The organism is Paenibacillus sp. YPG26 (genome assembly GCF_023704175.1).
Classification (GTDB): domain Bacteria; phylum Bacillota; class Bacilli; order Paenibacillales; family Paenibacillaceae; genus Fontibacillus.
Window position 1 is genome coordinate 2932023 of record NZ_CP084530.1, and the last position, 12705, is coordinate 2944727.

At 47.9% G+C, this 12705-nt stretch carries 13 protein-coding genes; 4 read left to right on the forward strand and 9 right to left on the reverse strand.

Annotated features, from left to right (window positions below):
• Positions 1–18: 18 nt before the first annotated feature.
• Positions 19–1134, forward strand: a complete 1116-nt coding sequence (locus LDO05_RS13820) for a YheC/YheD family endospore coat-associated protein (protein WP_251375976.1) — start codon at positions 19–21, stop codon at positions 1132–1134.
• Between the two features lie 43 nt (positions 1135–1177).
• Here LDO05_RS13820 and LDO05_RS13825 read toward each other — a convergent pair whose 3' ends face one another.
• On the reverse strand, positions 1178–1864 hold the full coding sequence (locus LDO05_RS13825) for an HAD family hydrolase (protein ID WP_251375979.1): 687 nt from the start codon (positions 1862–1864) through the stop codon (positions 1178–1180).
• Positions 1865–2049: 185 nt separating this feature from the next.
• Here LDO05_RS13825 and LDO05_RS13830 point away from each other — a divergent pair, with 185 nt between their 5' ends.
• Positions 2050–2271 carry a hypothetical protein gene (locus tag LDO05_RS13830; protein ID WP_251375980.1) on the forward strand — a complete coding sequence of 74 codons (222 nt, stop codon included), beginning with the start codon at positions 2050–2052 and terminating at the stop codon, positions 2269–2271.
• 780 nt (positions 2272–3051) lie between these two features.
• On the opposite strand, the gene LDO05_RS13835 is transcribed toward LDO05_RS13830, so the two are convergent.
• The 8 genes from LDO05_RS13835 to LDO05_RS13870 all read right to left on the reverse strand — a co-directional run bounded on the left by LDO05_RS13835 (position 3052) and on the right by LDO05_RS13870 (position 10574).
• Positions 3052–3621, reverse strand: a complete 570-nt coding sequence (locus LDO05_RS13835) for a manganese catalase family protein (protein WP_251375981.1) — start codon at positions 3619–3621, stop codon at positions 3052–3054.
• Positions 3622–3728: 107 nt separating this feature from the next.
• Positions 3729–4004 carry a spore coat protein CotJB gene (locus LDO05_RS13840; RefSeq protein ID WP_251375982.1) on the reverse strand — a complete coding sequence of 92 codons (276 nt, stop codon included), beginning with the start codon at positions 4002–4004 and terminating at the stop codon, positions 3729–3731.
• A gap of 4 nt (positions 4005–4008) precedes the next feature.
• The gene (locus LDO05_RS13845; RefSeq protein ID WP_251375983.1) at positions 4009–4227 is read right to left on the reverse strand and encodes a spore coat associated protein CotJA; all 219 of its coding nucleotides are present in this window, start codon (positions 4225–4227) and stop codon (positions 4009–4011) included.
• Positions 4228–4410: 183 nt separating this feature from the next.
• Entirely contained in the window at positions 4411–5772 is a 1362-nt protein-coding gene (locus LDO05_RS13850) for a hemolysin family protein (protein WP_481856995.1), read from the reverse strand.
• Positions 5773–5782: 10 nt separating this feature from the next.
• Complete coding sequence (gene yfkAB, locus LDO05_RS13855) at positions 5783–6919, reverse strand: radical SAM/CxCxxxxC motif protein YfkAB (protein ID WP_251378730.1); 1137 nt, start codon at positions 6917–6919, stop codon at positions 5783–5785.
• Between the two features lie 155 nt (positions 6920–7074).
• Positions 7075–8178 carry an HD-GYP domain-containing protein gene (locus LDO05_RS13860; RefSeq protein WP_251375985.1) on the reverse strand — a complete coding sequence of 368 codons (1104 nt, stop codon included), beginning with the start codon at positions 8176–8178 and terminating at the stop codon, positions 7075–7077.
• An 83-nt stretch (positions 8179–8261) separates the two neighbouring features.
• Complete coding sequence (locus tag LDO05_RS13865; protein ID WP_276575513.1) at positions 8262–9089, reverse strand: undecaprenyl-diphosphate phosphatase; 828 nt, start codon at positions 9087–9089, stop codon at positions 8262–8264.
• 36 nt (positions 9090–9125) lie between these two features.
• On the reverse strand, positions 9126–10574 hold the full coding sequence (locus LDO05_RS13870) for a bifunctional metallophosphatase/5'-nucleotidase (protein WP_251375986.1): 1449 nt from the start codon (positions 10572–10574) through the stop codon (positions 9126–9128).
• Positions 10575–10671: 97 nt separating this feature from the next.
• On the opposite strand from LDO05_RS13870, the gene LDO05_RS13875 reads away from it, so the two are divergent.
• Positions 10672–11397, forward strand: coding sequence for a molybdenum cofactor biosynthesis protein (locus LDO05_RS13875; protein ID WP_251375987.1), 726 nt, complete (start codon positions 10672–10674; stop codon positions 11395–11397).
• A 98-nt stretch (positions 11398–11495) separates the two neighbouring features.
• Entirely contained in the window at positions 11496–12524 is a 1029-nt protein-coding gene (locus LDO05_RS13880) for an HD-GYP domain-containing protein (RefSeq protein ID WP_251375988.1), read from the forward strand.
• Positions 12525–12705: the final 181 nt, after the last annotated feature.

The following is a 12705-nucleotide window of genomic DNA, read 5'->3' on the forward strand; positions in this document are numbered from 1 at the left end:
TGAAGAAGGTGAGCTTAGTTGTCACAACCTACCTTAGGCATCTTAACTTTATATCTTAATGAGAAGAAGCATCTGGAGGAGCGGCCGGTCTATCAGCGGATGATAGCCGAAGGCCGGAAGCTTGGGCTCGATGTCTTCGTCTTCACTCCTTCGGATGTTCATCAGAGCAAAGATTTAATCCACGCCATGATCTATGACCCCAAGAGCCGGAAATGGACCAGGGCTTGGCGCAAATTTCCACATCTTATCTTTGACCGGTGCCGCATTCAGAAGAGCAGGAGATTTGAACAGCTGAAGCAGTTCAGGTCCAAATACGGCCATCTCCACTTTCTTAACCGGCCGCTCCGCGACAAATGGACGATTCATCAGGTCTTGTCGAAGAAGCCGGATTTTCGTGAGCATTTGCCGGCTACCGTCCTGTTCAATGATCTTAGTGATGTACACAGGCTGATTAAGCGATGCAATCCCATCTACCTTAAGCCGATCAATGGCACAGGCGGACGTGGAATCTTGAAGATCGAGAAGCTTGGCACCAAGCTATACCAGATTCAGGGACGAAATCCACAGAGAAGGATCATCACCCCCCAGAAGCTGCATCCCTCCCGTCTGGGTCCCTACTTGCTTAATTGGAGGGCACGCAGCCGGTATATCATCCAGGAAGGAATCCGTATTCAGCTGCCTAACGGAAGGGTTCACGATTACCGGGTTCTGGTGCAGAAGAACGGCTTGGGGGAGTGGGAGGTGACAGGCGGGGCAGCACGTGTTGGCATCCAGCGCAGCGTCACGTCCAACATTCATGGCGGCGGGCACGCCGTGCCCATGAACACCCAGCTTGCGGTCTGGTTCCCTTCGGAAGAACGTCGAAGCGGGATTCGCCAGGAGACGGATCAGCTCTGTCTGGCTATTGCCAAATACCTGGAAGACACCTATGATGCCCTGTGTGAGCTGGCTCTCGATATCGCTATTGATAAGCAGGGACGTATCTATGTGCTCGAAGTGAATCCCAAGCCGGCCCGTGAAGTCTTTGCTCTCTCAGGGGATATGGAGGCTTACCGCAACGCCATCACCAGACCCCTGGAGTACGCGCTTTGGCAGTACAATAATAAGTACGGCAAACAGACCGCCGCTGAATAGCGAGGGTCTGTTCGCCGTCAAGTTATAAATTCGCTATATTCCTCTATACGGAATGCTCGTATAAATCCAGCAGTTCACCAAAAGATCTGATGATCGTATCAGAACCATCCAGCTCTTTGTCATCACAGAAGCCCGCATAAGCGCAGCCAATGACGGTTAAGCCGTTCTCCTTGCCCGCCTTCACATCCGAGGAGCGGTCTCCAACCATCCAGGCCTTCTTAAGTCCATGTTGACGAAGCAGCAGCTCAACCAGGTGGACCTTGGACGCCGTCTGATATTCCCCTGCACTGTATATCTGTTCGAATAAAGGCATGATCTGATGCGCATCAGCTACACCTTTTACATAAGGCTCCAGACCATTGCTTGCTACAAAGAGCCGCACCCCCTGCTCCCTCAGGCTTCTCAAGGTATCGGCTACGCCACCATACAGCTCTGTAGGGTCCTCTTTGAGCCCTTTCATCTCGTTCTCCAGGAACAGCTCATCCGCTCTCTGCCGCACGGATTCATCATGATCGGGCAGCACTCTGGCCCATATCTCATCCATAACCATGCCTACACTGTCGATCAAACGTGACACCGGAGGCTCTTCCCCTTCGTACAATCCCTGCCTGCGAAGTTCTTCGAACATTCGATGGTAAGCGGGAACGAGCAGAGTCTCGGTCTTGAACAGCGTTCCATCCATATCAAAGATCATCGCTTCCGGCTTGTTCAGTCGTCTGGTTATCTCCATGGTATAGTCCCTTCGCTTATGGAATGAATAAAGTTCCCTTCTGTATCATCCCATGTATGTAATCTATGTCCAGCCCCTATGATAACCGACCTGTTTGCTCTGTTGCAAATTAAGCCCGGGAACCAGCTTAATCAAGTTCACGATCCATTTATGGTATAATATGTAATAATATAAAGGAGGTAGTTATGAGTAACGTATGGAAGATAATTATCGCTCTGCTGCTCAGTAACATTATAAAGAATCTTACCTATGGCCAACTTGATTTTTTCCAGTACAACACGGAGAAGAATTTCTATGCATTTGAGAATATTGTTAAATTCCTGGTTAACTATGGACTTTCTATTCTTATTATTTTGATTATCTACACGATTCTAAGCAAGCTCTTCCCTAAGAAAGCAGATAAGTAAGCTGGCTGTCATACAAACAAAGTGATCCGCATCGTTGCGAATCACTTGCTGTTAGTCAACTGAACGTTACAATGAGATTATGAAGTTTAAAGATCAGATCCTGATTCCCAGGGTCTTTTGATAATGATTTTATTACATCGCCTAATTCCATCAGTTGGTCTTGTGTAATACTTACTCCCGAAACATCTATATTTCTAAGTATTTGTTCCAGAAGCATAATACAGAATGGAGTGTCACACCATTTTGCTGATTATTGTAGCTGCTTAGGCTGGTAATTGCGACTAGTTTAGATGTTGCCTCTCGTATGAGAAGTAGAGACAAATTAAAAGAAGCGACATCTACCTTGGAAAGATTGTGTTCCAACGTAGCTAGATTTGATTTCACCCCATCATCGATTTTCATCTGTAATGAATTTAGCTTATGACTGTTTTGATAATTTAAGATGACAAAAATCAAACTAACTACTAACGATACAATTAGTATTACATTAGATAAATGTTTTTTTATCACGATTGCTCCCTTACTTAGAGAATACTTGAGTCTCTTTATTTGGATTATATCTATACAAAACTATTTACATCTTATTTGCTTGTATTTTCTACTCATTCATAATTACCCGTAAATATGCGGATATATTAGGCTTTGCAATTCACTTTACACAAAAAGAAACCGCCCTATACAGAATGGAAATTCCATCCCAGTGCGGTTTCTGTTCCTAATTCATGGATTTTTGCTGCTTGCTGGTAATAATGCCTTGTTATACTGCACTTGCCTGCACTATTAAAAAATCGTCTTCTTATCCCGCTCATCCTTCAGGATCTCCACCGCTTCGCGAAACCGGAGCGAGTGGATGATCTCGCGCTCCCGCAGGAACTTCAGGCCGTCCTGCAGATCGACATCGTCGGTCATATCGATCAGCCATTGGTATGTAGCGCGGGCCTTCTCTTCTGCGGCGATATCTTCATACAGGTCGGCGATGGGGTCGCCCTTGGCCTGGATATAGGCCGCTGTCCATGGCACACCGGCCGCATTCTGATAGAAGAGGGCGTGATCATGAGCGACATAATATTCGCCCAGCCCCTGCGCATCCATCTGTTCCACGGTAGCATCCTTAGTGAGCTTATAGATCATCGTCGCGATCATCTCAAGATGGGCGAATTCTTCTGTGCCGATATCGTTAAGCACCCCAATGACCTTATCAGGGATAGTATACCGCTGATTCAAATAGCGCAGCGCAGCAGAGAGCTCGCCATCCGCTCCCCCATACTGCTCAAGCAGATATTTTGCCATCCGCGGATCACACTTGCTTACCCGCACGGGATACTGCAGCTTCTTCTCATATACCCACATGGTGCACATGACCTCCTTCAGCTTGAACTCTCACTGTCTATAACAGCACAGGATTACTTGTATAGCTCAGATCAGCTGGATGCCTGCATTAGCAAGAGAGGCAGGTGTTATACCTGCCACGGCCAGGGACTCTCCGACCATTGCCATGGATATTTGGAATACGCGCGGCCAAAGTTCTGAAGCGGTCCGTACAGTCTTTGGAAGTGTTCGGCGAGCTGGGTTCTTTCCTGAGTCAGAACATTGAACTGCTGAATGGCCTGCAGGTCGTTCGGGTGTGTATCCAGGAACAGATTCAGCTCCACAAGAACAAAATCGAGAGCTTGAAGCTTCTCAAGCAGCTCATAGTACTGCGGATCACACACTGGATTTTCAGGTGCGCTCATGTTCTCACCGTCCTTTTCCCCACTTGGATTCATACGGGCTATACAGGGCTGGCCATAAGGTGCCATGCAGAAGAGCCTCTCTTGGACTGAACTGAGGCAGGTTCGGCGGCTGGAACTGTATAAACAGATGCGGCGGAGTGGAATAAGTTTTGCAGGCAATCGGCGGACACGGATCACATGGACCTATGAAAGGGTGCCAGGCAACTTCCTGTGGGTGTATCATACGTTTTCCTCCTTTATCCAAAAATCCATATTCCAAGACGAAATCCATATCAAACCAAAAGTCCTTCCTTTTTTAACATATGTCATGCGCCCAGATTATGAACCTTTACTTCCCGGTAAAATAAAAAAACTCCTCTCGGAACGAATCTTCGTTCCAAAAGGAGTCCTGCATGTACATCCAGGATCACTGGTCCATCTCTTGCTCTGGATTCTCTTCATTCTCTGGTACCTTCACAATCTGGCGGATCTGGATGCGGGTAATTCTAAGACGGGTCGCTTCGGCTACCTCAAATACTACACGGCCTACCTGTATCTTCTTCCCTTTAACCGGAGCTCCCTCCAGTTCCTTGAAGAGCCAGCCTCCGATGGAATCCACCTCATCATCTTCAATCTCGATGCCGGTTAGGTCATTCACTTCCTCCAGCAGAGTTCTTCCGTCTACCGAATAGCTGCCATCAGGCAGCAGCTCGATCTCCGGACGCTCATCCTCGAATTCATCATGAAGATCTCCAACGATCTCTTCAAGAATCTCCTCCGCTGTCAGAAGACCTGCAGTCCCGCCATACTCGTCTACAACCAGGGTAAGCTGGGAGTGCTTCTTCTGCATAAGTCTCAGCACCTGGCTGATCTCCATGGATTCAGGAACATTGATGATTGGACGAATCAGCTGCTCCAGATTGTTCCCATGCCCATGTTCGGGGAGAAGTATATCTGTAATATGCACAAATCCAATGATCTGATCCTTGTCCTCCACAGCAACAGGATACCTGGAGTGCTTGGTTTCACTGACAATCTTCATGTTCTCTTCCCAGGACAGATTCGTATAAAGGCAGTCCATATCCGTACGTGGGAGCATGATCTCCCGTGCAAGCATGTCCGAGAAGTCGAAGATATTATCCATCAGCTTGATCTCGTCCTTGTCGATCACTCCGCTCTTCGCACTCTGATTCATCAGAATTCGAATCTCTTCTTCGGAGTGGGCAGCCTCTTCACTCGCAGGCTCAATCCCTGCCAGTCTAAGCAGTCCGTTGGCGGCTGAATTCAGAAGCCAGATAACCGGCAAGAAGAGCTTATAGAAATACAGCAGCGGTGCCGACAACCAGAGCGAGGTCGATTCGGTCTTCTGAATGGCAAGTGATTTAGGAGCAAGCTCACCAAGCACGATATGTAGAAACGTAATAATACAGAAACCAATCGCAACCGATACGGTAGTCACTAAAGTACTATCCGTGACGCCCATGTTATACATCAGAGGTTCTATTAGTAATTCCGAGATAGCCGGTTCCCCTACCCAGCCTAGACCCAGGGAAGCCAGGGTAATGCCTAGCTGGGTGGCTGAAAGGTACGCATCCAGCTTCTTGTTCACCCGCAGCGCATAATTGGCACGCCGGTTCCCTTCGCTCACCAGCTGTGTCAGGCGCGATTGCCTCATCTTCACCAGCGAGAACTCAGCTGCTACAAACACTCCGTTTAAGAACACCAGAACAAACACCAAAAGTAAATTTAGAATTAGCTTTCCAGCCTCAATATCATGATGCAATATCAACGCCCCGTTTCTATAGTGTGATTGCTGAGCGCGATTTGAAATCGATATCTTTATAATACATATCCTTCACAAGCAGATTCGGACCACAGCATCCCGCAGCCGCACAATGGCAATTGACCGTTTTATTAAGCGGATGAGTATGAAGCCACTTGTTAAAAATCTGATCAAGACTCTCATTATCCACATTGCCAAATGAAGGGATGGCTGCAAAGTCTGTCACGAATACATCTCCTGTGAACATGTTTACATTGACACGATTTCTTCCATCCGGATCATTCCGGACAGTTACATTCGGCTCATGACCAAGACGCTGAATCAGCCTCTGCTCCGGTTCACTTGGGCTGCAGGCGAAGAATGGCAGTGTTCCGAAGAGCATCCAGGTCTCGGGATCCCGTGCGTCGAGCAGGGATTCGATTGCTTTGCGCATATCTTCCAAAGTCAACAGAGGAAGTCCCTCGGCGAAATCAGCCGCATACATTGGATGTACCTCATGTCTTTTACAGCCCATCTCCAGAATCATCCGGTGAATCTCTGGCAGCTTGTGGTGGGTCCGGTAATTAATCATCGTCTCAGCGGAGACGAACATCCCTGCCTGACTGAGCCTGAGGGCGTTCTCCATCATGGTCTCATACATCCGCTCAGCCACTTCCCGTCTGACGGCATGCCCGCTGCGCGCGAAGCAGATTTCATGGAAATCATCCACACCCGTATAGTTGAACGAGATATGCATGACATCCAGATAAGGAAGCAACTTCTCATAGCGCCCGTAATCAAGGGTCAAATTGGAATTAATCTGGGATTTGATTCCCCGTTCTTTGGCATAGCGGAGCAGTGGAATAATCTTCTCCTCCACAGTCTGCTTGCGGAAGCTCGGCTCCCCACCTGTAATGCTGATTGTCTTGAGGTGCTCCACTTCATCCAGTCTCTTCAGCAGAAGGGACAGCGGAATCTGCTCCGGCTCCACCATGACCAGACTGTCGCCCACGGCACAGTGCTCGCACCGCATATTACAGAGATTTGTGATTGTCATCTCCACACTCGTCAGCACGTGATGACCATATTGATTCAGGGATAGAATCGGATCCCAAGGATCATTACCCGGATGAATGACGTTCTGTGGATCTTGTGGAAAGTTAACTATACTCATCATTTACACACCTTATTTCTTTTATTAACCTATATGGAATGAACGTAACATCATTCTCTGTTGATCTTAATCATATCATGATCTTATTCAGCACGCACGGCACTGCAGCACAAAGCCCGTCCTTGAAGGACGGGCTCTTCCCCGTGAATATGTAATCAGGCATATGCAAGTTCCGGTTCTGTACCTTCCACGTAGGTGATCACAACAGACAGCTTGACGGCTAAATTCACTTCATACGGCACCTTGATCTCTTCCCCTTCAGGTCCCAGGAAGACCCGAATCACCGGACGCTGAGGAACCTCGTGATTAATTCTGACTACCACTCCCCGCTCCCCGGAACTAAGACCCACAGTAATTCCCAAAGGGTAAATAGCGACATGATCCCGGAATACTTCCAGCTTCTCCTTCTCATACAATGTGCCGCAGCCCGCATACAGCATTTCGGTGGCTTGATGAGGAAGCAGGGCAGACCGATAGATCCGGTGAGTCGTCATGGCATCATATGAATCCGCAATGGCGATCCAGCGTGCGTACTCGTGAATCTCATTCTCCCTGACGCCTCTAGGGTAGCCGCTGCCATTAATCCGCTCATGATGCTGAAGGGCGCAGTGGGCGGCAACAAGAGGAACTCCCGGCTCATCCTTGAGCATCCTGAATCCGATCTCGGTATGCTGCTTCATTTGATCAAACTCATAATCCGTAAGCTTATCCGGCTTCATAAGGATGGAAGTGGGAATCTTTGTTTTGCCGATATCGTGCAGCAATGCGCCCATTCCAAGCACAGCGAGGGCATTATTGCTGTAGCCATGAATTTTACCCAGCAGTAAGGTATAGACACATACATTCAAGGAATGTCGATATAGATAATGGTCGGTGCTGTTGATATTCACCATCATAATCATGATATCTTCCCTAGAGGATAGATCCGCAAGAATTGACTCTACCACTTTGAGAAAAGACTTGCCCAGGAAGGGATAAACTCTCCCTTTGATTGATGATTCCGTTACTCTACGGAAATTGGTTCGGATCTCCTGCATAGCCCGGCGCCGGGTCTCCTCCGAGATCATTTCAGGAATCTCCACGTCTTCAGTCAGCCGGTCTGCAATATACACCTGATTCAGGCCCAGTTCCTTCAAACGCCGAATTAGACCTTCCGTTAATTCAGCATTCTCCGAGAGGAGGATTAGGCCTTCATCGTTGTATATTTTTTTGCCAAGCCTCATCCCTGGCCGAAGCGAGGTAGTAGATATTAGCCGCAAGCGGGTCACTCCATCTCTTAAGCGATTTTACTCCAATGTCAGGCCCCTTGCTTCCCCCGGAGGGAGTAATGAGAGACTAACCATTAACGCATGATAAAAATCCAGAATAACGCAGCAAGCACAAAGCGGTAGTAAGCAAAGTGTCTTAGCTTTATTTTTTGCAGAAGCTTAAGGAAGGTTACAACTACGGCATAAGCAACGATAAAGGAGACAATGAAGCCTAGAATAAAGTAACCCAGCGTGCTTCCGGTAATATACTTGTAGGAATCAAGCAGCTCATACCCTGACGCGGTACACATCATAGGAATTGCGATCAGGAATGAGAAGTCTGCAGCTGCCTTATAGCTTGTTCCGCTGAGCATGCCTCCGGCAATGGTGGAGCCTGAACGCGAGAATCCAGGCCATAGAATGGAGATACACTGAAAGAATCCAATCAACAGCGCCTGACCATAAGACAGGTGGTCAATCTCTTTGACCGTTACACGTGCTTTGTTATTCCCGAACCACTCTGCAAAAATCATAAATACCCCGCCGGCAACCAGTGCCCACAGTACGGTGCTTGTACTGAACAATTCTTTAATCTGGTGCCTGAATATGAATCCGATGGCAAGACCTGGCAGACACCCCAGTATGACATGTATCAAATTAAGCTTACGCGTAGGGGCCTGGGACTTGAACAGCGGCATATCCTTCTTAAGTCCAAACAGGTTAAGGATTCGTTCACGATACACAATAGCGATAGCAAGAATAGCGCCTAGCTGAATAATGATCTCGAACGTCTTCATCTCCGGCGATTGGTCATCATAACCCATCAGCTTAGCTGTCAGAATCATGTGCCCTGTAGAGGAGACTGGGATGAATTCCGTTAAGCCTTCTACAATCCCCAGAATAATTGCCACAATCAAACTCATAATACTCCTCCTTATTATATCGGGTGAACGTCCTAATTATTTTACCTCGTCCTGAATGGATGCCCATCTATACATAAAACTGCTGTCCACCGCCCCCGGCTCCTGCAGCTCTGTCCGGAGCAGATCCCTGATGAATTCCGGCAGCATATATATTTTGTCAGTTCCCAGTGTCAGCCGTTCATACCCAATGCCGAATGTGAACATATCCAGAGTGCCTACCCAGTATTCTTCTTCCGGTTCCAGCGGTACCCCGGCCAGGTTCACTTGGACGATTCTATGATAGGGCTTGGCCAACGGATTATACAGAATCTCCAGACCATCAACACATAAATTCCCGAGCACCTTTCCGCGGAATCCATACCCATAGATGTTTTTATTATAAATTTCAGGCAGCAGCGACTGTTCAAGGCTATATAGAATATGTTCACCGCGAAGGCGCATTCGAACGGGGTTAATCGGGGAAGGACAGCGTGCATGCAGCATTCCTGCACTGATCTCCCCTGAGGGTAGACTGTCCAGAAGCTGCCCGGAATTAACAAGCGAGAGCGCACAGCCCGTAAATCTTCTTACGGCTTGAGCAAGCAGGTTCCCAAATGGAGACTCGCCGGCATACTGAATGGGAAGCTCCCGTGTGGTAATGGCTACAGTCTGTCCCAGCCTCTCCTGTGCACGTTCGCCATGAATGCCTATGGCTGCGCTAACCTCTGAATTCTCCCGTCCCGGTTCTACGGGCAGGCAGCTGCCTGACATGAGATGGAGCCTGCCACTCCTGGGTTCGGGCATCAAGGTGATCTTGCCTAGGTAATGTCCGAACTTCTCCGCACCGGCAAGGTAGGCATTATTAATTTTTAGCGGCTCTTCCAGCAGATGATGGGTATGACCCCCAAGGATAAGATCCAGGCCCTCGATCTGCCCGGCCAGTTCTTTGTCGGTATGAATTCCCAAGTGTGACAGCAGCACGATGAAATCCATCTTGGGTTTCAAGATCTCTACCTGCTCCGCAATCTCAGCTGCCGCATCCAGCACATCCCAGCCTAGGATGCTGTAAAATTCCGTATAAGGGGCTGTAGCCCCAATTACCCCGATCCTGAAGCCTGCCTTATGAAGCACCGTATGCTTCTTCATCCACACTGGCGCTTGCCCTGTGGCCCGCTCTTTCACATTGCAGCACACTATGGGACAGGTCAGACCCGCATAGGCCTGTTCGAGCAGCTCGGGTGTAAAAGTAAGCCCTTCATTATTCCCGATCGTCACCGCATCGTATCCCATTAAATTAAGCACATCCACATTGGCTTGTCCCATCGAACCTTCGGTTTCTACCGCCATACGGTCCATATGATCCCCAATATCGAACAGTAAAAATTCTCCTTCGCCAGTACGCTCCTCATTGATCATGGAGGAAATCCGGGCCATTACGCCAAAATGACTATGTAAATCGTTAGTGTGAAGTATAGTTAATTTGTTCTGCTGCGATTCCGGCGGCATGAACGCCCCTCCTTTGTTCTGATCTTGCTTCAATACCTTAGTAACCTATATCTATGATATATTAAAAGGGTTTAGAAAGCATTCCGAGGTGATAATCGTGCATATAACAATAAAATTATTCGCCGGTCTTGTTGACCGAATAGGTTCTTCTCAAATCGCGCTGGATCTCACAGGAGAAGCTATAACCGCTTCTGATCTCAAGAACCAGCTGGCTAATGCCTATCCTGCAGCCAAGGAGCTTATTGCTGTATCCTTCGTAGCTGTCAATCAAGAGTATGCTGCTCCTGAGCATCCTATTACCCCCGCAGATGAGATCGCCATGATTCCTCCTGTCTCGGGAGGTGATGGCATGGAGTCCGCGGACACTCATACTTCCGGAGACGGACTATATGTGATTACCGGAAGTCCGCTATCCGTTGATGAAGTGACTTCCAAAGTCATCACTGCTAACCACGGAGCAACATTGTCATTTGTCGGCACCACCCGGGAAATGACAGGAGAGCAGCGAACGGTCCACCTAGAATATGAAGCTTATATTCCTATGGCGTTGTCCGGACTTCAGTCCATCGGGAGGGAGATCGAGTCGAAATGGGCCGGGACAAGGTGCGCAATCAGTCACCGTATCGGTCATGTAGGGATTGCCGAGACCAGCGTAATTATCGCCGTATCTTCCCCGCACCGCGACATATGCTACGAGGCAAGCCGTTATGCGATTGAGCGTCTTAAGCAAGTGGTCCCAATCTGGAAAAAGGAAATATGGGAAGATGGTTCCGAGTGGAAAGGACATCAACAGGGACCTTGGAATCCCATCTCCCCCTTATAGGCACCCATCAGGGTGTCTTTTAGCCTATTAAACTTGTTGTCAATCCAAATATTCCCTGTTAAAATGAATAGAAATAAGGTCGAATGAGGGGGAAGTTTATGCGTCGCCACGTGATGGAGCTGGCTCCGGGTGATCGGATAGAGAGTGATATTTTTAATAATAATGGGGTATTCGTACTTAAGAAAGGTACCGTACTCTCCGATGAGTCCATTGTAAAGCTCGTACAGCATAGTATTGATTATGTTGATGTTGAGCTGTCTGTCACTGAAGAGCCTTCCTTCACTAAGGAAGACAAGATAGAGCTTCAATTCAATGATGCCATTGATGCCTTCGAGAGTATTTTTCTGGAGGCGCTGGCCACCGGCAAGTTCGATGAGAACGATGTGGATGACCTACTGAGTCCGCTCATGCAGGATCTAACTTCTAAGAAGGACGTTGTCTCTCTACTTCTCATGCTGGACAAGAAGGATAACTATACCTATAACCACTCCATGCAGGTAGGTATGTTGTCTTATTATATTGCTATATGGCTGGATTATCCTCATGAAGAAGCCTATAGAGCAGGCAAAGCCGGCTTCCTGCATGATATCGGCAAGTGCATGATTCCACCTGAGATCTTGAACAAGCCTGCCAAGCTCACCGAAGAAGAATATGAAGAGATCAAACGCCATACTACATATGGACATGAGATCATTCGTAATTCCACCAAAGATGAAATCTCTGCACTTGTTGCCATTCAGCATCATGAGCGCGAAGACGGGAGCGGGTATCCGAATGGCCTGACCAGCTCAGAGATTCACCCATTTGCCAAGATCACAGCGGTTGCCGATGTATACAGTGCCATGACCTCTAACCGGGTATATCAGAACAAGCAAGAACTCATTACGGTGCTGCACGAACTGTACAGACTAAGCTTTGGCAAATTCAGCCCCGAGCCAACCCAAGCCTTCATCCGCCATATGCTGCCTAACTTTATCGGCAAGCGTGTACGTCTCTCCTCCGGAGAATTTGGCTCCATCGTCATGACCAATCCTTCCGACTTCTTCCGCCCGCTCGTGAAGACAGATACAAGGTTCGCGGATCTCTCCCGTGAGACGCACATTGATATTCAGGAAGTCTTAGTGTAACAGCAGTTAATTGTACTCGGTATATTTTCCAATAATATGTTAGCTGTGCAGCTGCATAAGTATAAAACACGTGTCCGAATGCCCGGATGCGTGTGTTTTCGTTTTCCAAAATTTCTTGAATAGTAAATCCATTCTTCAATAGTCAAAACAATCAACACTACGAATAAAAACACATAAAAAT